The organism is Streptomyces torulosus (genome assembly GCF_001419765.1).
Classification (GTDB): Bacteria; Actinomycetota; Actinomycetes; order Streptomycetales; family Streptomycetaceae; genus Streptomyces; species Streptomyces torulosus.
Map to the genome: position 1 here is coordinate 1 of NZ_LIRK01000257.1, position 18,696 is coordinate 18,696.

At 71.9% G+C, this 18,696-nt stretch carries 22 protein-coding genes; 8 read left to right on the top strand and 14 right to left on the bottom strand.

What is annotated here, in order from left to right; all coding sequences use genetic code 11:
• Window positions 1–110 precede the first annotated feature (110 nt).
• Window positions 111–1,139, bottom strand: a complete 1,029-nt coding sequence (locus AOK23_RS18525) for an SDR family oxidoreductase (protein WP_055713808.1) — start codon at window positions 1,137–1,139, stop codon at window positions 111–113.
• A gap of 142 nt (window positions 1,140–1,281) precedes the next feature.
• On the opposite strand from AOK23_RS18525, the gene AOK23_RS18530 reads away from it, so the two are divergent.
• Window positions 1,282–1,938: a M15 family metallopeptidase gene (locus tag AOK23_RS18530; RefSeq protein WP_055713809.1), complete on the top strand. Its 657-nt coding sequence runs from the start codon at window positions 1,282–1,284 to the stop codon at window positions 1,936–1,938.
• Between the two features lie 337 nt (window positions 1,939–2,275).
• Here the strand turns inward: AOK23_RS18530 and AOK23_RS18535 are convergent, their stop codons facing one another.
• Window positions 2,276–2,941: an HAD family hydrolase gene (locus tag AOK23_RS18535; RefSeq protein WP_055713810.1), complete on the bottom strand. Its 666-nt coding sequence runs from the start codon at window positions 2,939–2,941 to the stop codon at window positions 2,276–2,278.
• A gap of 25 nt (window positions 2,942–2,966) precedes the next feature.
• A complete protein-coding gene (locus AOK23_RS18540; protein ID WP_055713811.1) occupies window positions 2,967–4,034 on the bottom strand; it encodes a PHP domain-containing protein in 1,068 nt (355 codons plus the stop codon).
• Window positions 4,035–4,140: 106 nt separating this feature from the next.
• Here AOK23_RS18540 and AOK23_RS18545 point away from each other — a divergent pair, with 106 nt between their 5' ends.
• Entirely contained in the window at window positions 4,141–4,377 is a 237-nt protein-coding gene (locus tag AOK23_RS18545) for a hypothetical protein (protein ID WP_055541310.1), read from the top strand.
• Here AOK23_RS18545 and AOK23_RS18550 read toward each other — a convergent pair.
• The gene (locus tag AOK23_RS18550) at window positions 4,358–5,029 is read right to left on the bottom strand and encodes a VanZ family protein (RefSeq protein WP_055713812.1); all 672 of its coding nucleotides are present in this window, start codon (window positions 5,027–5,029) and stop codon (window positions 4,358–4,360) included. The two genes, AOK23_RS18545 and AOK23_RS18550, sit on opposite strands and share 20 nt — an antisense overlap.
• A 92-nt stretch (window positions 5,030–5,121) precedes the next feature.
• A complete protein-coding gene (locus AOK23_RS18555) occupies window positions 5,122–5,778 on the bottom strand; it encodes a DUF4230 domain-containing protein (RefSeq protein WP_055713813.1) in 657 nt (218 codons plus the stop codon).
• 198 nt (window positions 5,779–5,976) lie between these two features.
• On the opposite strand from AOK23_RS18555, the gene AOK23_RS18560 reads away from it, so the two are divergent.
• Complete coding sequence (locus tag AOK23_RS18560; RefSeq protein WP_055513378.1) at window positions 5,977–6,930, top strand: ribose-phosphate diphosphokinase; 954 nt, start codon at window positions 5,977–5,979, stop codon at window positions 6,928–6,930.
• A gap of 26 nt (window positions 6,931–6,956) precedes the next feature.
• On the opposite strand, the gene AOK23_RS51420 is transcribed toward AOK23_RS18560, so the two are convergent.
• From AOK23_RS51420 to AOK23_RS18570, 3 genes are all read right to left on the bottom strand, one after another.
• Window positions 6,957–7,079, bottom strand: a complete 123-nt coding sequence (locus tag AOK23_RS51420; RefSeq protein WP_276205743.1) for a hypothetical protein — start codon at window positions 7,077–7,079, stop codon at window positions 6,957–6,959.
• A gap of 173 nt (window positions 7,080–7,252) precedes the next feature.
• Window positions 7,253–8,686, bottom strand: a complete 1,434-nt coding sequence (locus AOK23_RS18565; protein WP_055713814.1) for an amidase — start codon at window positions 8,684–8,686, stop codon at window positions 7,253–7,255.
• 73 nt (window positions 8,687–8,759) lie between these two features.
• Entirely contained in the window at window positions 8,760–9,572 is an 813-nt protein-coding gene (locus AOK23_RS18570) for an SDR family NAD(P)-dependent oxidoreductase (RefSeq protein ID WP_055713815.1), read from the bottom strand.
• A 282-nt stretch (window positions 9,573–9,854) separates the two neighbouring features.
• On the opposite strand from AOK23_RS18570, the gene AOK23_RS18575 reads away from it, so the two are divergent.
• Window positions 9,855–10,499 carry a TetR/AcrR family transcriptional regulator gene (locus AOK23_RS18575; protein ID WP_055713816.1) on the top strand — a complete coding sequence of 215 codons (645 nt, stop codon included), beginning with the start codon at window positions 9,855–9,857 and terminating at the stop codon, window positions 10,497–10,499.
• A gap of 149 nt (window positions 10,500–10,648) precedes the next feature.
• Here AOK23_RS18575 and AOK23_RS18580 read toward each other — a convergent pair whose 3' ends face one another.
• Together AOK23_RS18580 and AOK23_RS18585 are read right to left on the bottom strand one after the other, a co-directional pair.
• Window positions 10,649–11,032: an anti-sigma factor antagonist gene (locus AOK23_RS18580; RefSeq protein WP_055713817.1), complete on the bottom strand. Its 384-nt coding sequence runs from the start codon at window positions 11,030–11,032 to the stop codon at window positions 10,649–10,651.
• A 147-nt stretch (window positions 11,033–11,179) separates the two neighbouring features.
• Window positions 11,180–11,608 (bottom strand): MarR family winged helix-turn-helix transcriptional regulator, encoded by a 429-nt coding sequence (locus AOK23_RS18585; protein WP_055713818.1) that lies wholly within the window; start codon window positions 11,606–11,608, stop codon window positions 11,180–11,182.
• Window positions 11,609–11,714: 106 nt separating this feature from the next.
• Between AOK23_RS18585 and AOK23_RS18590 the strand changes: the two genes are divergently transcribed.
• The 3 genes from AOK23_RS18590 (at window position 11,715) to AOK23_RS18600 (ending at window position 15,396) form a co-directional block, all read left to right on the top strand.
• A complete protein-coding gene (locus AOK23_RS18590; protein WP_055713819.1) occupies window positions 11,715–13,172 on the top strand; it encodes an aldehyde dehydrogenase family protein in 1,458 nt (485 codons plus the stop codon).
• A gap of 70 nt (window positions 13,173–13,242) precedes the next feature.
• Window positions 13,243–14,352, top strand: a complete 1,110-nt coding sequence (locus AOK23_RS18595; RefSeq protein ID WP_055713820.1) for an NAD(P)-dependent alcohol dehydrogenase — start codon at window positions 13,243–13,245, stop codon at window positions 14,350–14,352.
• Between the two features lie 171 nt (window positions 14,353–14,523).
• Window positions 14,524–15,396 (top strand): hypothetical protein, encoded by an 873-nt coding sequence (locus AOK23_RS18600; RefSeq protein ID WP_055713821.1) that lies wholly within the window; start codon window positions 14,524–14,526, stop codon window positions 15,394–15,396.
• 76 nt (window positions 15,397–15,472) lie between these two features.
• Here AOK23_RS18600 and AOK23_RS18605 read toward each other — a convergent pair whose 3' ends face one another.
• Window positions 15,473–16,027 carry a TetR/AcrR family transcriptional regulator gene (locus AOK23_RS18605; protein ID WP_055713822.1) on the bottom strand — a complete coding sequence of 185 codons (555 nt, stop codon included), beginning with the start codon at window positions 16,025–16,027 and terminating at the stop codon, window positions 15,473–15,475.
• Entirely contained in the window at window positions 16,024–16,386 is a 363-nt protein-coding gene (locus tag AOK23_RS18610) for a DUF1304 domain-containing protein (protein ID WP_055542975.1), read from the bottom strand. The genes AOK23_RS18605 and AOK23_RS18610 overlap by 4 nt, the downstream gene beginning before the upstream one ends.
• Window positions 16,387–16,573: 187 nt before the next feature.
• Between AOK23_RS18610 and AOK23_RS18615 the strand changes: the two genes are divergently transcribed.
• A complete protein-coding gene (locus tag AOK23_RS18615) occupies window positions 16,574–16,966 on the top strand; it encodes a VOC family protein (RefSeq protein WP_055713823.1) in 393 nt (130 codons plus the stop codon).
• Window positions 16,967–16,978: 12 nt separating this feature from the next.
• On the opposite strand, the gene AOK23_RS18620 is transcribed toward AOK23_RS18615, so the two are convergent.
• Together AOK23_RS18620 and AOK23_RS18625 are read right to left on the bottom strand one after the other, a co-directional pair.
• The gene (locus AOK23_RS18620) at window positions 16,979–17,275 is read right to left on the bottom strand and encodes a DUF4235 domain-containing protein (protein ID WP_055542973.1); all 297 of its coding nucleotides are present in this window, start codon (window positions 17,273–17,275) and stop codon (window positions 16,979–16,981) included.
• 51 nt (window positions 17,276–17,326) lie between these two features.
• Window positions 17,327–18,343, bottom strand: a complete 1,017-nt coding sequence (locus AOK23_RS18625; protein ID WP_055713824.1) for a glutathione S-transferase family protein — start codon at window positions 18,341–18,343, stop codon at window positions 17,327–17,329.
• Window positions 18,344–18,696: the final 353 nt, after the last annotated feature.

Consider the following 18,696-nt stretch of genomic DNA (forward strand, 5'->3'; position numbering starts at 1 on the left):
GACATGACGGCGCCTCCCCGGTGGGACCCGGGGAGGCGCCGTCATGTCCGGGGGCGTGCTCCCCAGCCGTCATGTCCGGGCCGCTCTCAGCCCACCTTTCGGGCGGCTGCTCAGCCCACCTTCCGGCCCCGCAGCGGTTCCGTGTCGGCGCCAGCACCCTGCCGCAGCCCCTCCAGGAACTCCTCCAGCACCTCCACGGCCGTCCGCTCGGGCCGCCAGTGCAGCTCGTCGCGGGCCCGGCTGCAGTCCATCAGCGGCAGCCGCAGCACCGCGTCGAAGAGGTGCGGCGAGGCGGGCAGCAGCCTCAGGTTCCACGCGGCGGCGACCGCCGACCGGACGGCGGCCCGGGGCAGCCGCATCGGCCGCGACCCCGTCATCTCGCCCAGCAGCCCCGCGTCCACGGGCGGCTCGGCCGCCAGGTTGAAGGCGCCGCGCACATCGGAGTGGAGCGCCAGCCGGTACGCGTGGGCGGCGTCGTCGGTGTGCAGCGCCTGCACCCGCAGCCCCGGGATGTCGGGCAGGAACGGCAGCAGCTCGGGCCGGGCGAGCGGCCCCGGCAGAAGACGTCCGCCGAAGATCCGGCGCTGCTCGCTCGCCGATTCCCGCTTGAACAGGAACGCGGGCCGCATCCGCACCACCCGCACCTCGGGATGCTCGTACTCGAAGGAGTCCAGGGCACGCTCCAGATACGCCTTCTCCCGGCAGTACGCGGCGTCCGGCCAGCCGTGCGTCGGCCACGACTCGTCGACGGACCGGTCCTTCGGGCCCGGCGAGTACGCGCCGACCGAGGAGGCGTGCACCAGGGCCGGGACCTTCGCCGCCGCCACCGCCTCGAAGACCCGCATGCTGCCGAGCACATTGGTCCGCCAGGTGGCGGCCGGGTCATGGGTGGGCTGGAAGGCCCACGCGAGATGGACGACCGCCGTCGCCCCCTCGAACTCCTTCGTCAGATCGGCGTCCCCGGACCCCAGGTCCACGGCCGACCACTCCGTCTTCTCGGGCGACCAGTCGGGGACCCGACGGGCGAGGCCCCGCACCTGCCCGACCCGCTCGTCCTCCGCGAGCAGCCGTACCAGGCTCGTTCCGACATTGCCGGTGGCGCCCGTGATCACGATCCTGTCGCCGGACTCCTTGTTCACCGCTGACTCCTCTCGCGCCGCGACTTCCAGGGCCGCCCACGAGTACCCGGACCACGCCGATGCACGCGGCGGCCCTCCCCGGCGGGCGCCGGTCTGGCCGATTCCCGCGGTGACCCGACGCGCCCACGAGAGGATCACCCCCATGACCGAGATCATCCTGATGTCCGATCCCGAGGTCGCGGCCGTACCCGTGCACGACTGCGACGAGCCGCTCGTCGACGTACGCCGGGACAGTCCCCTGCCGGTCGACCCCCGCAAGGCCGACGCCACGGGTGCCTACGCCCATCTGCGCGCGGGCGTGCTGGAGAGGCTGGTCCGGGCCCAGACACTGTTGCCGGACGGTCTGCGCCTGCTGTTCGTCGAGGGGTACCGGCCCCCGGACCTGCAACGCCGGTACTTCGACGAGTACACGGCCGAGATGCGCGCCCTGCACCCCGACTGGGACGCCGCCCGCCTCCGCACGGCGGCCAGCCGCTATGTGTCGCCGCCCGAGCTGGCCCCGCACTCGGCGGGCGCCGCCGTCGACCTGACCCTCGTCGACGCCGACGGCCGCGAACTCGACTGCGGTACGCCGGTCAACGCCAGCCCCGAGGACAGCGCGGGCGCCTGCTACACGGGCGCCGGGAACATCCCCGCCGAGGCCCGCGCCCACCGGGAGACCCTGGGGGCCGCCCTCACGGAGGCCGGGCTGGTCAACTACCCCACCGAGTGGTGGCACTGGTCGTACGGCGACCGCTACTGGGCCCTGATGACGGGCTCGCCCGCCGCCCTGTACGGCCCACGGGACCTCACGGACTGACGCTCCCGCTCACGAGAAGCCGAGTGACGCTCCCGCTCACGGAGAACGGCCGGTCGCTCCCGCATCACGAAAAGGAGAAGCCCCGACCGGACGGGGGAATCACGGTCGGGGCGGTCTGTGTGTGGGTGCGGATGGCGGTCGCCTCTCGGCGAAACGCTCCACAGGGCTTCAGCCGAACGATCGTCCCTGTGCGCAGAAGGTGAGGCCCGGGGACACTGTCCCATCCACACCCACGGTTTGTTCAACGGGCAACCACCCGTGGCTGTTCCCTCCGATCCGCACCTCGCCGGTGATCCGCGTCACGTCGCCGGGGCGGGCCGCGGCGGCCCTCGTCAGGTCATTCCTCGCGGCCCAGCGGGCTGTCGTCCAGCGCGGCCAGCAGATGCGCCGGATTCCGGAACACCATCTCCGCGCCGGCCGCCTCCAGCTCGGGACGCGGGATGCCCCCGCTGAGCACGGCCACACAGCGGACCCCCGCCCGGACGCCGGCCCGCATGTCCCACACCGTGTCCCCGACGAACACCGACCGCTCGGCCGGGGCCTTCGCCAGCTCCAGCGCGTGCTCCACCGGGTCGGGGGCCGGTTTGCCCTCGGCCACGTCCTCCGCGCTCGCCGTCGCCATGATGGCGTCGTCCGCGCCGATCGCGCGCCGCAGCGCGGCCAGTTCCAGCCCGCTGGCGGACGTCGCCAGCACCACCCGCCAGCCCTGCCCGTCGAGCCGCCGCAGCAGCCGTCCGGCCTCCGGCAGCGGGGGCAACCGCTCGAAGTACGTCCCGTACAACGCCTTGTGCGCCGCGCTCAGCGCGTCGCTCTCCTCCGGCTTCGGCTCCTCGGCCAGCACATGGGTGATCAGGTCCCGCGACGGCAACCCCACCGCCCGGTGGATGTCGTGCATCGCCACCTGGTGCCCGGCCTGACGGAACGCCTCCCACCAGGCGACCACATGCAGATGGTTGGTGTCGACGAGGGTCCCGTCGACATCGAACACAGCGGCCTTGGCCATGACGCACCTTTCCTCGCATCGGGTGTCACTTCTCGCGTTCCGAAAGGGGCGGTGCTGCCCGCGGGGCGCCCGGCACGGGTACCTCCCGGTCGTGGGCCCACCGCAGCAGGTCCTCCACGCCCCACGTCGTCACCACCCGGTCCTCGGGTACCCCGCACTCCTCGGCTCGCGCACACCCGTGGATCTGCCAGGTGAGCTGCCCCGGCGCGTGCGCGTCCGTGTCCACGGAGAACAGCACCCCGGCCTCCACCGCCCGCCGCAGCAGCCGCCGGGGCGGGTCCAGTCGCTCCGGCCGGGAGTTGATCTCCAGGGCCGTGCCGGTCTCCGCGCAGGCCGCGAACACCGCGTCCGCGTCGAACTCCGACTCCGGCCGGCCCTGCCCTGTGAGCAGCCGCCCCGTGCAGTGCCCCAGCACGTCGGAGCGCGGGTCACGGACCGCGGCGACCATGCGCCGGGTCATCGACCGGGCGTCCATCCGCAGCTTGGAGTGCACCGACACCACGACGACGTCGAGGCGGTCCAGCAGCTCGGGTTCCTGGTCCAGCGAGCCGTCGTCGAGGATGTCGCACTCGATGCCCGTGAGCAGCCGGAACGGCGCCCAGGTCTCGTTCAGCGCGGCCACCACGTCCAACTGCTCGCGCAGCCGCTCGGGGGACAGGCCACGCGCGACGGTCAGCCGGGGCGAGTGGTCGGTGAGGACCGCCCACTCGTGGCCGAGGCGTGCGGCGGTCCGCCCCATCTCCTCGATCGGGCTGCCCCCGTCCGACCAGTCCGAGTGCACATGGCAGTCGCCCCGGATCAGCTCCCTCAGCCGGTGGCCGCCGTCCGTGAGCGGGGTCTCGGCCTCCCGCTCCAGCTTCCCCAGATAGTCCGGCACCTGCCCGGCCAGCGCCTCCCGCACCACCTGCGCGGTCTTCGGCCCGATCCCCTTCAGCGACTCCAGCGACCCCGAGACCGCCCGCTCGGCCACCTCGTCCGCCGGAAACGCGCCGAGCACCTCTGCGGCCGTACGGAACGCCCGTACCCGATACGTGGGGGCCCGGTCCCGCTCCAGCAGGAAGGCGATCCGCTCCAGGGCCTCGACGGGATCCATGGCACCTCCAGCGTTCCGCTTTACAGACTCGCCCAGGCGCCGGGTACCCGCACGGCGGCCGTCCGCCGCCCGGTCACGGACGGCGGAACGGGCCTACGCTCTAGACATGACGGAAATCGCGAGTCCCTACATCTCCCACCCCCGGGTCATGGTGCTCGGGGTGCAGCCGGGTACGCCGCCGTTCCGCATCGTGGAGATCGACGGTCAGGTGGTCGGCGAGGCCAAGGCGATGACGGACGTGCTCCAGGCCGCCGCGGCGTACGGGATCACCGTCCATGACCTCGACGACCCGGAGCAGGTGCGCTGGGTGGGCGGCGACAAGTTCACTTGGACGCCGCGCTAGCCCGTTCGGCGGCGCCGGCCCCTCCCTTGGCCCGGCGGGGCAGGCGCCAGGCGACCTTGCGGGACGCCGGCTTGCCGGCACCCCGCGGCCGCCCGGCGGTGCCGCCGCGCGGGGTCTTGGGCCGCTTCCGCGCGGCGGGTGCGTGCACGGCCCGGCCGAGCCGCCGGCCGAGCAGCAGATAGCCCAGCAGGGCTCCCGTGGTGTTGAGGATGACGTCGTCGATGTCGAACGCGCGGCCGGTCACCACTGCGCCCTGCACCAGTTCGACCAGCAGCATCATCAGGGCCGTCAGCGCGGGCACCCGCAGCAGTCCGCGGGTCCCCGGCGCCAGCACCGGCAGCAGGATGCCGAAGGGCACCCCCAGCAGGACGTTCCCGCCGAGCTGCTTGACGGCGTCACGAGGGGACGGGTGGTGCCAGTAGAGCTCCAGGGAGCTGCCGGGGCGCAGGTTGCTGTGCGTGAGGGCCTCCGACGCCGGTGACGGCTGGAGCGTGAGCCCCGCCAGCACCGCGCCGAACGCCACCATGGCCGCGAAGGCCAGCGCCATCACCAGCACCCGCACGGGCAGCGGAAGGGGCCGTCGATCGCCTTGCGCGGTCGGCGAACGGCGGCCCGAGACGGTGGACCGGGAACGTGAGGTCGTACGGGCCATCCAACCCTCCCAGTTTCAACTTCCTTGTGTACCAAGGCGGTTACCCCTGAAGCGGCCTGCGATGCGCGCTCCGGGAGGTCCCGGTGAGCGGGTCAGCCGCCGTAGATCACCTTCACCTCCTTGAAGCCCAGGGACTTCAGCAGCCCTTCGAGCATGTCGGTGGTGTTGGCCTCGGCGCGGTCCGTCAGCCGGCTGTCCTCGGCGGCGTCGCCGATGTGCTTGACGGCCAGCCGCTGGACGGCCTGCTCGCTGTTGGGGTTGTCGGAGAACAGGTCGCCGAGACGGTCGAGGAGGCCGCGCTGCTTGGAGACGGCGTAGGAGTGCTCGGTGTCGAGGGCGGGGGTGCCGAGCCGGGCGTGCGGGAGGTTGATGGTGGCCGATGTGCGGTCCTTGTTCACCTTCACGTCGTCGTCGCCGACCTTGCCGAGGTCGACATAGGCGTCGACGGTGCCCGCGCCGACGTACAGCGTGCGGGTGCCGCGGATCGCGTCCGGCAGGTACTTGGCGTCCTTCTCCAGGTCGACGACCACCTGGAAGTTGCCCGAGGCGGCCTCGTAGCGGCTCATGTCCTGGATGGACCGGAGCAGGGTGGGCCCCGAGCGGTCGTGCTCCTCGGTGCCGAACATGTCGTCGAACCCCTTGAAGACCAGCAACCTCAGCGCGGCCAGCAGCACCACGATGAGGACCACCACGGCTATGAGCACCTTGGCCCAGCCGGGCAGACGCGTGCGCTTGATGGACGTCGTCATGTCGACGGCCCTCCTTCCTGATTCAACGAATGCCCGCAGAGACCTTGGGGGAACGCGGAGTTGAGGATTGTCCGTACTTCGCCGTAGGACCGGCGGCGCCCTTCGTCCCGCAGCGGACGCCCGAAACGGCGTAGAAGGGACGGCCAGTAGCATGAGCCGCGCAACCCGTATTGATCATGTTCATGCGAGGAGCCGACCGTGCGTGACATCGCCGTCTTCACCGGCAGCGCCCACCCCGAACTGGCGGAAGAGATCTGCGCGCACCTCGGGGTGCCGCTGAGCCCGTCCCGGGTGAGCCGGTTCGCGAACGACTGTCTGGAGGTGCAGCTCCAGGGCAACTGCCGGGAGCGGGACGTGTTCCTGGTGCAGCCGCTGGTCGCGCCGGTGCAGGAGCACCTCGTCGAACTGCTCCTGATGTGCGACGCGGCGCGCGGCGCCTCGGCGGGCCGGATCACCGTGGTCATGCCGCACTACTCGTACGCCCGCTCCGACAAGAAGGACGCCCCGCGCATCTCCATCGGCGGTCGTCTCGTCGCGGATCTGCTGGTCTCGGCGGGGGCCGGGCGGGTGCTCACGATGACCCTGCACTCGCCGCAGGTGCACGGCTTCTTCTCGGTGCCGGTCGATCATCTGCACGCACTGCGGGAGCTGGCCGCGCATTTCCGCCAGTACGACCTGAGCCGTACGACGGTCGTCTCCCCGGACCTGGGCAACGCCAAGGAGGCGGCGGCGTTCGCGCGGATGATCGGCGCGCAGGTCGCCGCGGGGGCCAAGCAGCGCTTCGCGGACGACCGGGTGAGCATCAGCTCGGTGATCGGCGAGGTCGCCGGGCGGGACGTCATCGTGCTCGACGACGAGATCGCCAAGGGCAGTACCGTCCTGGAACTCCTCCAGCGGCTGCGGGAGCTGGGGCCGCGCTCGATCCGGGTGGCCTGCACCCACGGGCTGTTCGCGGCCGGGGCCCTCAAACGGCTGGGCGAGCAGCCGGACGTCCTGGAGATCGTGTGCACCAACACGGTGCCCGTGCCGGTCGAGGAGCGCACCGAGAAACTGCGGGTCCTCTCCATCGCCCCCGCCTTCGCCGAGGCAGTGCGCCGGATCCACAACGGCGAGTCCGTCAGCGCGCTGTTCGACGCGCTGCCGGGTCACTGAGCATTCGTGGCGCCGGGCGCCTCAGGTCACAGGGGAGATGCCCGGTAGGGACGCGCGACGACCGTGCGGGACTCGCCACGAGCGCCGCGGCCGACGCGGACGAGCGCCAGGTGGACGACCGAGGTGACGATCATGCCGGGAGTCGACACCGCGGTAGAGGTCCTCTCCGTGGACGGCGCCGATCTCGGGGAAGCGTGCGGGCAGGGCGTCGAGCTCGCGCAGGAGGCGGGCCGCGTCGTCCTCCGACAGCATCGGGCCGGGGCCGGGCGCGACGCGGGTGGCGACGTCGACCACGGCGTCGTCGGTGAACGGCCGTCGCCCCTCAGCCGTGGTGGGCCAGCCTGGGCCGCCAGTCCGGGTCGCTCCAGAGGCCGAGACGTGCCTCGGCGGCCGCCCCGAGGCGGAACGCGGTCAGATCGTCGAACGGCCGGGCGACGATCTGCACACCGGTCGGCACTCCGTTGCCCGCGCGACCCGAGGGCACGTTGAGGACCGGATGCCGGCTCGCGATGTTGAAGAGCTGGGTCAGGCACTGGCTGACGAGGTTGGCGAACCGCACGCCCTCGGCGAGTTCGACGGACTCCGCGGCCGTGGCGTCCGCCGGGTAGCCGGTGGTGGCCATGGTCGGGCAGATGATGGCGTCGTGGTCGCGGTGGATCTCGGCGAGCACGGCGTGCATGCGGCCCTCCTCTTCCACGATCCGCAGGGCCCCGACGCTCTCCAGGGCCGCCCCGCACGCCTCGACGACATCGAGGACGTTCCGTGACCACCGCGGGTCGTCGGCCGGTGCCCACTCCCGTACGGACGGCCCGAGGAGGAGGCCGTAGTGCGCCATCGCGGTGGCCATGATCGACTGGCGGGTGATCGGGATCTCGACCGGGGTCACCTCGGCTCCGGCGTCCCGCAGGGCGCTCGCGAAGCGCTCGATGTTGGCCGCCGCCTCGGGGACGACGGGGAAGTCACCGATGGTGACGGCGAGCGCGACCCTCAGTCCCGCACACGATCCGAAGGTCGTCGGGAGCGGTGGAGCAGCCGGTACCGAGACGTGGTCCACGGGGTCCGGCCCGGCGATCACGTTCTGGAACAGGGCGCAGTCGGTGACCGTGCGCGCCATCGGCCCGTCCTGGCAGTAGGTGTCGAGACTGAGCGGCGGCAGCGACGGCACCCGTCCGTAGGGGGGCCGGAACCCGACGACGCCGCACAGAGCCGACGGAACCCGGATGGAGCCCGCGATGTCGGAGCCGGTGGCCAGCGGGGCGAGTCCCGCGGCCAGTGCCGCGCCCGAGCCGCCCGACGAACCGCCGGGGCTGTAGTCGAGGTTCCAAGGATTGCGGGTGACGCCCCACAGTTCGGAGTGGGTGGTCACGGCGATCGAGAACTCCGGCGTCGTGGTCCGCAGGTGCAGGACCGCGCCGGCGTCGATCAGTCGCTGGACCATGGGCTGCGTCTGCGTCGCGACGTTGCCCTCGGTCAGCAGGGAGCCCAGGCGATGGGACCTGCCGGCGATCGGCATCTCCTCCTTCACCGCGACCGGGACACCTTCGAGCGCCCGGGGCGCCGGGCCCTTCCCCGCGTACCTGGCCTCGGCGGCCCGCGCGACATCGCGGGCCTCGTCGAACATCTCCTCGGCGACGGCGTTGACCTCGCTGGTCTTGGCGACCCGTTCGATCAGAGAGTCCAGGACCTCCACCGGGGACAGCTCGCGCCGCCGAAACGCTCCCAGCATCTCGTCGGCCGACAGATAGTTCAGATCCATCCTTCGTTTCTCCTGACTAGGGGCATGACGGGTGGACAGACGGGTGGACAAGGGAGAACGCGCGTCTCACGGGCTACCGCGCGAACAGGGTCAGGGGGCCGCCTGCCGGGCCCAGCCCGCGTTCCTCCTGGATGGAGTTGCCGCCGTCCACCACGAACAGCTGTCCCGTGACGTAGGACGACTCCGGCGAGGCCAGGAACGCCACCAGGCCGGCCACTTCGTCGGGACGCCCCGCGCGACCCACCGGCGTCGCCGCCCCGAGGGCGTCCACGTGTTCGTCGAGCCCTCCGGTCGCGATCCAGCCGGGGGCCACGGCGTTGACCGTGACGCCCCGCGACGCCGTGTCCATGGCCGCGGACCGGGTGAGACCGATCAGGCCCGCCTTGGCCGCGTGATAGGCGACATCGCCCTGGTAGGCCATCACCGGACCCGAGAGCGACGACATGTTCACCACCCGGCCGTACCCGCGGTCGAGCATCGGCCGGAGCGCGGCGCGGGTCATGTAGAACGCGGTGTCGAGGTTGCGCGAGAGCGCCGAACGCCACTGGTCGTCGGAGGCCGTCGCAAGGCTCGACGGATCCTCGGGCTGGACCACGGAAGCCATACCGGCGTTGTTGACGAGAACGTCGACCCGGCCGAACGCGTCCATCGCCTCGGCCACCACCGACTCGGCGAACCGCGGATCCGTGAGATCGCCCGCGATCCCCCGCACGGTGCAGCGCCCCGCCAGCTCGGCCACCCGCTCGTGGATCCGCCCGGTGGTCGAGGTGATCAACAGCGTGTGGTCCTCGGCGAGCCTTCTGGCGCAGGCGTAGCCGATGCCGGACGCGCTGCCGACCCCGGTGACGATCGCGACAGGCCGGCCGTCGGTGCTGGTCGGGTTCATGCGGTGCTCACCCTCGAATCACGGGACGCCCGATGGCGTGACTGAGTTGGACGTTCGTCACAGTAGAGCAGTGGGCCGAAGGTGACAACGGCCTGCCCGCTCACCGCTTGTTGGGCAGATCGATGAGCTAGTTGATGGGTCAGGGGCTGTCATCGGTCCGAGTCCCGAGCGGAAGCTACCTCCTGGAATGAGTTGTACGTTCGTTCAAGTTCCGGGAAAGGTATGATGCGTCGGCCCACCGCACGGGCGGGTCACCCACAGGTGAGAGGGACGAGGACAGACATGAGCCGGCCCGGCGGATCCGCCCCGCAGCGAGACACCCCTGTCCTGACCGAGCGCGGTGGGGTCCGCAAAGCGGCCATCCTCGAAGCGGCCCTGCGGGTCATCGGGGACAAGGGGCTCGCCGGGCTCTCCATGCGTGCCATCGCGACGGAAGCGGGGTTGCCGCTGGGGGCTCTCGGCTACTACTTCAAGACCAAGGACGACCTGATCCTCGAGGCGTTCGAGTTGCACACGCGGCGGGAGGCCGACCGGGTCCTCGCGGCGTTCGCGGGTGTCGGGAGTGGCGACCATGCCGACGACGTCGCCGAGCACCTCACGGCGTTCATCCGGCATGGACTGACCGAGGCGCGGACGAGCCTGGTCGCGGAGTACGAGTTCCTGATCGAGGCGACCCGCAGGCCGGATCTCGCGCGCGTCTCGCGCGCCTGGCGCCAGGCGCTGCAGATCCAGGTCGGCCACGTCGCGAGCCGGCTCGGCTCGGACGATCCCGAGACGGACGCGGAGATCCTTCTCTCGGTCGTCGCGGGGCTGGAGATCGACCATCTCTCCACGCCGCTCGACCCGTCGACGACGCAGGCGATCCGCACCGCGCTCCGCCGCACGATCACGAGGCTCGGGCTCCGGGGCGACGCCGAGCGGCCGTAGGACCCGTCCGGAAGCGTGGACGCGGGGCGGCCCTGGGCGGGCGGGCACGGCGAGAGGGATTGCGGCGAGCGAGGTCGCGGCGAGCGAGGCCGCGGCGCGTGGGATCGCGCTTCAGAGGCCGTTCGCGAGGAAGGGGCCTCTGAAGCGCGTCATAACGTGCCGGAGGTGGCCTCGGGCTGTTCCAGGGCCGCGTCGAGCGAGGGCGCCGGAGGCAGCAGCCGGGACAGGCCCGTGACCTTCAGGACGCGCAGGGTCAGTGGATGGGTGCAGACCAGGCGCAGCTCACCGCCCCGGTCGAGGACCCGGTGCCGGGCCCGGTGGAGCAGGCGCAGGCCGGAGCAGTCGAAGAACTCGACGTGCCTGAGGTCGATCACGATCCGTGCGCCGGGGCGGCCCGTCAGCGCGTCCAGGTGCGGGATGATCTCCACGGCCGCCGCGATGTCGATCTCGCCGTGGAGTTCGAGCACGGTGCGGCCGCGGTCCTCGCGCACGCGCAGATGGCCGGTGCCCGGAGGTGTGGGGTCGCTCGACACGACGGCATCGCCTCCAACCGGACTGTGTGAGGGCAAAACCCGTCCCCGCTCTGCAAGTTACCCCCGTCAGGGTGAATTTCAGCATGTTCGATTGACATATGTCTTTGATTTCTTCGGCCGGTCGTCCGGAATTTTGCGCACCACGGTCTACGACAGCGCCTGCCATGCCTTGGACAGGGCCTGCCGGAACTGTTCGGCCTGGTGTGCGGTGAGCTCGCGGATCATGCGTTCCTCCAGGTCACGCACCGGTTCGGCGAAGCGGGCGAGCAGCTCGCGTCCGTCGTCGGTGAGCAGGATCCGCAGCTCGCGCCGGTTGCGCGGGTTGCGCTCCCGGCGCACCAGGCCGCGGTTCTCGAGGCTGCGGACCAGATCCGCGATGGACTGGGCGGTGACGAACGAGTCGCGGGCGAGCTGCGCCGCCGAGAGCCCGTCGTGCCGCTCCAGCACGGTCAGGGAGGTGTACTGCAGGGCCGTGATCCCGGCCGGTCTCACCAGCTCGTCCAGGTGCGAGCGGACAACCAGCTCGACCTGTTTGACCATATAGAGCAGGGACGGGGGTGCCTTGGTGCCGACCATGGGGGTCAGCGTAAGGCATTGACAGGAAACCTGTGTGTGTTGAGACTGCGGACCAACAGGATTCCTGTTTGTTGAACACTTGGCGATCAAGGCTGGGGAGTGGGCAATGACGACCACCTTCGAGAGCGGACCGGGGCGGCTGTTCATCGGTGGACAGTGGCGCGATGCGGCCGACGGGGCACGGACGGACGTGGTCGACCCGTCCACGGGGCAGGTGGTCACGACCGTCGCGGAAGCGGGCGCCGCCGACGTCGACGACGCCGTACGGGCCGCGCGTGAGGCCTTCGACAGCGGAGCCTGGTCCCGGCTGAGCGGCCGGGAGCGCGGCCGGGTGCTCCACCGGGTCGCCCAGCTGATCCGTGAGAACGCCGACGACATCGCCGCACTGGAGAGCCAGGACGTCGGCAAGCCCATCACGCTCTGCCACGCCGTCGACGTGACGAACGCCGCCAACGACTACGAGTACTACGCCTCCCTCGCCTGGACCCTGGACGGCGGCAACCGCGACGTCCCGATGAACCGCCTCGCCTACACCAAGCGCGGTCCGATCGGCGTCGTCGGCGCGATCACCCCCTTCAACTTCCCGCTCATCCTCGCCGGCAGCAAGATCGCCCCGGCGCTCGCGGCCGGCAACACGGTCGTCCACAAGCCCGCCGAGGAGACGCCGCTCAGCGCCCTCTACATGGCGGAGCTGCTCAAGAAGGCCGGCGTCCCCGACGGCGTCTACAACGTCGTCACCGGCACGGGCCCGGTCGCCGGTGAGGCCCTGCTCCGCCACCCCGATGTCGACAAGATCGCGTTCACCGGCTCGACCGCCGTCGGCCGGCACGCGGCGAGCGTCGCCGGTGAGGGCCTGAAGCCGGTCACGATGGAACTCGGCGGCAACGCGGCCCACATCGTCTTCGAGGACGCCGACATCGAGAAGGCCGTCGGCGCGATCATCAAGGGCTTCGTCTTCAACACCGGCCAGTTCTGCATGGGCGGCCCCCGTCTGCTCGTCGCCCGCCCGCTGTACGAGACCGTCGTCGGCATCCTCGCCGGCGCCGTGCCCGGTGTGCCCGTCGGCGACCCCCGGCAGCCCGAGACCGTGGTCGGCCCGATGGCGGGGGAGCGGCACCTGAGGAAGGTCGAGGAGTACGTCGAGCTGGCCCGCAAGGAGGGCGCCCGCATCGTCTGCGGCGGCGAGCGCCTCGACCTGAACGGCGGCTTCTACTACAAGCCCACCGTCATCGCCGACCTCGCGAACGACTCCCGCGTCGTCCAGGAGGAGGTCTTCGGCCCGGTCCTCACCGTGCAGCCCTTCGACACCGAGGACGAGGCCGTCGCCCTCGCCAACTCCACCCCGTACGGCCTCGCCTCGGGCCTGCAGACCACGGACCTGGCCCGCGCCCACCGCGTCGCCGATCAACTGGAGGCGGGCATCGTCTGGATCAACGACTGGGCCATGCTCGACCCGGCCGTGCCCTTCGGCGGTGTGAAGTCCTCCGGCTTCGGGCGGGAGTACGGCCCCGAGGCCCTGGAGTCCTACACCAAGGTCAAGTCCGTCGTCGTCTCGCTCGACTGAGCGCCCTCCCGGGACCACCGGCGGGCCGCGGCGCTCCGGCGGCCCGCCACCGAAGAAGGAGTACACGAGCATGTCCACCACCACACGTGCCGCCGTGGTCGAGTCCGGCGGCGCGCCCTTCACCCTCTCCGAGGTCGTCCTCGACCAGCCGGGTCCGGGCGAGGCGCTGGTCCGCATGGTCGCCGCCGGGCTCTGCCACACCGACCTCGGTGTCGCCAGCGGCGCGCTGCCCTTCCCCCTGCCGGGCGTCCTCGGCCACGAGGGCGCCGGTGTCGTCGAGGCCGTCGGTCCCGGCGTCACCTCCGTCGAGCCGGGCGACCACGTCGTGCTGTCCTTCACCTCCTGCGGCAGCTGCCGCAACTGCCGTGACGGGCACCCGGCGTACTGCGCCACCTGGCTGCCGCTGAACCTGATCGGCGGCCGCCGCGCCGACGGCACCAGCACCATCAGCCGCGACGGACAGGACCTCGGCGGCCACTTCTTCGGCCAGTCGTCCTTCGCCGAGCGCGCCCTGGTCGACGAGCGCGGCCTCGTCAAGGTCGACCCCGACGTGCCGCTGGACTCCATCGCCCCGCTGGGCTGCGGCGTCCAGACCGGTGTGGGCGCCGTATGGAACGTGCTGGAACCCCGGGCGGGCAGCACGCTCCTCGTCCTCGGCGCCGGAGCCGTCGGCCTGTCCGCCGTCATGGCCGCCGCCCTCACCCCGGCGACCACGGTCATCGCCGTCGACAAGGTCGCCGGGCGCCTGGAGCTGGCCAAGGAACTGGGCGCCACGCACACGGTGAACGCGAGCGAGGTCGCCGACATCGCCGAGGCCGTCATGGAGATCACCGGCGGCCAGGGCGTCGACGGCGCCGTGGAGACCACCGGCAGCGTCTTCGTCCTGCGCAAGGGCGTGGACGCCCTGGCCGCACGCGGCACCCTCGTCATCGTCGGCGCCCCGCCGTTCGGCACCGAGGTCTCCCTCGACGTCAACGGCATGCTCGGCGGCAAGCGCGTCGTCGGTCTCACCCTCGGCGACAACGAGATCCAGACCGCCATCCCTGTCCTCGTCCAGCTGGTCAAGGACGGCAAGCTTCCGCTGGAGCGCCTGATCAGCCGCTACAAGTTCGAGGACATCGACCGGGCGGTGGCCGAGATGAGCGACGGCACCAGCATCAAGCCCGTTCTGACGTTCTGACCCGAGTCCTCCCTTCGAGCCCGAGCCCTCCCTCCGAGCCGCGCACTCCCCGCGTGGCTCCGGCCCGGTGGCTGACCCCGTACCAGGTCACCCACCGGGCCGTCGAACGTCCGGCGCCCCTGCGGCGTCGGAGGAGGGAGAGCATGTTCCAAAGCGAGCAAGGGGTGGGGAATGCGCAGAGGGCTCATGGTGGCGGCGGTCGCCCTGGCCGCGCTGGCGGTGGGCTGCGGCGCCGACGGGGAGAACAACGCGGTGATCACCGGGACACCGCCCGCCACTCCGTACGACGGACCGCTGTACGTGCCGCACAAGGAGGTCGACGAGGACGGCGCCGAAGCGATGCGGACGGAGTCGGGCGCGGCCGGCCGGGCGCTGGAGTGCGACGGCGAGCTCTACTCGGGCGGCGGCGGCCCGGGCGGCTGGGGCAAGGACGACGGGGGAGAGACGCCCGAGGAGGGGCTGGAGGCGTACTTCGACATCGAGCAGCCCGACGTACCGCGGGAGGGCTACCGCCTGGAGCGCGAGGAGAAGGACCGGGCCCTCTTCTCGTACGACGTCGACGGCCGCACCAAGGTCGCCGTGATCGTCGCCAAGGACCGCGAGGGCAGCCCCGGCTGGGGCCCCGAGACCAGCGCGTCCTGCGACCCGGCCGAACTGCCCGCGAGCTACACGGACTCCCAGTGGTACGAGATCTGGACCGACGCCAAGGGCCGACGGGTGCCGATCACCACCGTGCACAGCTCCGAGGGCGCGGAGCACTGCGACTGGCAGAAGGCCCACTTCCTGTCGACGGGCCGGGACGGGGCCGACGGCAGCGGACTGTACGGCCGTGACCCCGAGGGCGTCCTCCCCGACGGGATGCTCACCTCCGCCTACGACGGCGACGTCCGCCTGCCCGAGGCGGCCCGCGACACCGGGTACCGCTACGAGGACGAGGACTGGGAGCTGTGGCTGGTCGAGGACGACCCGTCGAAGGCGTACGTCCGCACCCCGGACGGCGTCGAGCTGTGGCCCCGGGTGGCCGAGGGCCACGGCTGCGCCTGACCGGGGGCTCACCGTGTCGGCGTGGGGCGGACGCCCATGGACCGCGTCGGCGCGGGGCGGCGGGCCGGGCGGGGGCTCACCGGCTGCGGTGCAGGGCGACGAGCAGTTGCCACGACTGGTGGGCGATCTCCTCCGAGGTGGCCTCGATCCGGCCGTGCAGCCAGTCGGCGAGGACCCCCGCGAAGGTGGCGGCCACGGCCGACGCCACCAGCGGCGCGTCCGCGGCCCCCGCCAGCTCGCGCTCGCGGAGGCTGAACGCCCGCAGGTCCTGGTACAGCACCCGCCCGAGCGGGCCGCTGCCGCCGGGGGCCAGCAGGGTGCGGTACAGGGCGGTGTGCGGGGTGAGCGACGCGAAGAACTCCACCAGGGCCGCGGGGGCCCGTACCGGGTCGGGACGGCCGCGCCAGGCGTGCAGCGCCTCCACGGCCTCCCGTACGACGTCGGCGCAGGCGTCCACCGCCAGCGCCTCCAGGTCGGCGTAGTGCACATAGAACGTGGCCCGGCCGACCCCCGCCCGGCGGACCAGCGCGGCCACGCTGACCTCGTCCAGGGGGCGCCGGGCGCACTCGTCGAGGAGGGCTTCCCGCAGCTTGGCCCGGGTGCGGGCGGCCCGGGGATCCTCCGCGGTCATCCGGCGACGAGGACGGCGGCCAGGGCGAGCGCGGCGGGCAGCGCCTGCATGACGAGGATCCGGCGGTTGGCGGTGGCGGCGCCGTACACACCGGCGACGACGACGCAGCTCAGGAAGAAGATCTGGGCGCGGAACCCGGTCGGGTCGTCCGCGATCAGGCCCCACACCAGGCCCGCCGCGAGGAAGCCGTTGTAGAGGCCCTGGTTGGCCGCCATCGCCGCCGTCCGCTGCGCCATGTCCGCGTCGAACCCGTGGAATCTCATCCCCGGCGCCTTCTGCCACAGGAACATCTCCATCACCAGGATGTACAGGTGCTCCACCGCCACCAGCGCAACCAGCGCACTAGCCAGGATCTCCATGCTCAACAGCCTCCGTAACCCACTCGGCACCGTCGCCAACTTCTTGGACAGGTGTCCACTATAGCTGGACAACTGTCCAGGAAACAGAGGGGGTCCGTACGCCGGTGGGCGCGGGCGATCGGGGTACCCGGGGAGCGTATGGGCGCCGGGGGTCCGCCCGCGTCCGGAGACCGCGCGGAGGAGAGACATGGCACTGGTACGGGCAGGACTCGTGGTGCTGGACTGCGCCGAGCCCGAGAAGCTCGCGGCGTTCTACAAGGAGCTGCTGGACGCGGAGGAGACGGACGCGACCGCCAACCGCGTCGAGATCCAGGGGGAATGCGGCACCCGGATGGCCTTCCGCCGCGATGTGAACGCGACCCCGCCGAGCTGGCCGCGCCCCGAGAACTCCCTCCAGGCCCATCTGGACTTCTACGTCGACGACCTCGACGAGGCCGAGCGGCGCATCGTCTCGCTGGGCGGCCGCCCCGTCGACACGAAGGAGCCGGCCGGGCCGTTCGAGGAGCGTGGCTACTCCGACCCGGCCGGCCACTCCTTCACCCTGCGCCGCGAACACCCCACGGCCCCCAAGCAGGGCTGACCCCCGTCAGGCTCAGTCCCGGCCCCCCTTCTCCGGGGCCGGCCACACGCCGGTGGACCGCTCGATGGCCTTCGCGCCCGTGCGGTCCACCGCGCTGCGCACGACCGCGAAGATCGCACCCTGCACGGCCGCAGCCAGCAGGATCTCGCCCCAGCCGCGATCCCGGTCCAGCGCGTCCGGCGCGTCGTCCTCGTGCCGGATCACCTTCCACGTCTTCTGGAACGCCATCGAGGCCAGCGCACCGCTCACCCAGCCGAGGGCGAAACCGACGGGCTTGTAGGCGAGGGGCAGTTTCTTCTTCTTGGACACTTGGCCTTCCTCCTTCGCGTTGCGGTCTGAAGCGTCGCCGTACGGCCGGCGTCAGGCCCGCCCCCGCGGGGGCACGACCTCGGCGGCGGGCACCGGCCCGGGCGGCGTGCCGTCGCCGAACGGGCGGCCGCCCAGATCCGCGCGGCCGTGCGGCGTGAGCCAGCCCGACAGATCGGGCCCGAGCGGCACGATGCCGGTCGGATTGATGCCCGTGTGCACCCGGTAGTAGTGCCGTTTGATGTGGTCGAAGTCGACGGTGTCACCGAACCCGGGGGTCTGGAACAGATCACGCGCGTACGCCCACAGCACCGGGTCCTCCGCCAGCTTCCAGCGATTGCACTTGAAGTGACCGTGATAGACGGGGTCGAAACGCACCAGCGTCGTGAACAGCCGGATGTCCGCCTCCGTGATCGTCTCCCCGACCAGGTACCGCTGCCCCGCGAGCCGCTCCGACAGCGCCTCCAGCCGCCGGAACACCCGGGTGCACGCCTCCTCGTACTCCTTCTGCTCCGTGGCGAACCCCGCCCGGTACACGCCGTTGTTGACGTCCTCGTAGACCTCCGCCATCACCGCGTCGATCTCGTCGCGCCGCCCCTCGGGGTACAGCTCGGGCGCGCCCGGGCGGTGCAGGGCGGTCCACTCGGTGGCGAGGTCGAGGGTGAGCCGCTGGTAGTCGTTGGTGACGAGCTTCCCGCTCGACACGTCCACGACCGCCGGGACGCTCACCCCGCCCGGGTAGTCGCTCTCCCGCGCGTCGTACGCCTCCTTCAGGAACCGGATGCCGAGCACGGGGTCGCGTCCGTCCGGGTCCAGGGTGAACCGCCAGCTGCGGTCGTCCTGGACGGGGTCGGCGATCGCCATCGACAGGGCGTCCTCCAGCCCCAGCAGCCGCCGCGAGATCACCGCCCGGCTCGCCCAGGGGCAGGCCCTGCTGACGACCAGCCGGTACCGGCCCGCCTCCACCCGCCGGCCGTCCCGGCCGTCGGCGGTGATGCGGTCCGTGAAATGGCTCGCCGACCGCTCGAACCGCTTCCGGCCGTACTCCTCGTTGCCTTCGCCGCCACTCACCGTGCTCGCCCTTCCCGACCCGCTCGCCTCGATACGTGTGCCCTGGTGCGGGTTCCCCGATTTCCGCGACCCCCACGGTGTGAGCGGGACCGGCCGGGGCAGTCGGGCACAGGTGACCGGACAGTGACGGTCACGAGGACGACGAGGCCGACGAAAACATCGGACGGCGGGGGCCAGGAGGAACTTCATGGGGCGGGAACGGCCCGGCATCGGGATACCCGGGCACGAGAGGGACGGGGACGGAACGCCGGGGAAGGAGACGGACGGCGACGGAACGCCCGGGAGTGCGACGGGTGGGGGCGGTAAGGGCGGTACATCACGGCTCGACGGGCCGGAGCGCCCACCTCGCGATG

Bases quoted from the DNA above. Each gene is read 5' to 3' on its own strand.
- AOK23_RS18595 (WP_055713820.1), top strand. From the start codon at position 13,243: ATGTCCACCACCACACGTGCCGCCGTGGTCGAGTCCGGCGGCGCGCCC.
- AOK23_RS18545 (WP_055541310.1), top strand. From the start codon at position 4,141: ATGACGGAAATCGCGAGTCCCTACATCTCCCACCCCCGGGTCATGGTG.
- AOK23_RS18565 (WP_055713814.1), bottom strand. From the start codon at position 8,686: ATGGATCTGAACTATCTGTCGGCCGACGAGATGCTGGGAGCGTTTCGG.
- AOK23_RS18615 (WP_055713823.1), top strand. From the start codon at position 16,574: ATGGCACTGGTACGGGCAGGACTCGTGGTGCTGGACTGCGCCGAGCCC.
- AOK23_RS18570 (WP_055713815.1), bottom strand. From the start codon at position 9,572: ATGAACCCGACCAGCACCGACGGCCGGCCTGTCGCGATCGTCACCGGG.
- AOK23_RS18600 (WP_055713821.1), top strand. From the start codon at position 14,524: ATGCGCAGAGGGCTCATGGTGGCGGCGGTCGCCCTGGCCGCGCTGGCG.
- AOK23_RS18535 (WP_055713810.1), bottom strand. From the start codon at position 2,941: ATGGCCAAGGCCGCTGTGTTCGATGTCGACGGGACCCTCGTCGACACC.
- AOK23_RS18585 (WP_055713818.1), bottom strand. From the start codon at position 11,608: ATGGTCGGCACCAAGGCACCCCCGTCCCTGCTCTATATGGTCAAACAG.
- AOK23_RS18550 (WP_055713812.1), bottom strand. From the start codon at position 5,029: ATGGCCCGTACGACCTCACGTTCCCGGTCCACCGTCTCGGGCCGCCGT.
- AOK23_RS18530 (WP_055713809.1), top strand. From the start codon at position 1,282: ATGACCGAGATCATCCTGATGTCCGATCCCGAGGTCGCGGCCGTACCC.
- AOK23_RS18610 (WP_055542975.1), bottom strand. From the start codon at position 16,386: ATGGAGATCCTGGCTAGTGCGCTGGTTGCGCTGGTGGCGGTGGAGCAC.
- AOK23_RS18540 (WP_055713811.1), bottom strand. From the start codon at position 4,034: ATGGATCCCGTCGAGGCCCTGGAGCGGATCGCCTTCCTGCTGGAGCGG.
- AOK23_RS18575 (WP_055713816.1), top strand. From the start codon at position 9,855: ATGAGCCGGCCCGGCGGATCCGCCCCGCAGCGAGACACCCCTGTCCTG.
- AOK23_RS18605 (WP_055713822.1), bottom strand. From the start codon at position 16,027: ATGACCGCGGAGGATCCCCGGGCCGCCCGCACCCGGGCCAAGCTGCGG.
- AOK23_RS18590 (WP_055713819.1), top strand. From the start codon at position 11,715: ATGACGACCACCTTCGAGAGCGGACCGGGGCGGCTGTTCATCGGTGGA.
- AOK23_RS18555 (WP_055713813.1), bottom strand. From the start codon at position 5,778: ATGACGACGTCCATCAAGCGCACGCGTCTGCCCGGCTGGGCCAAGGTG.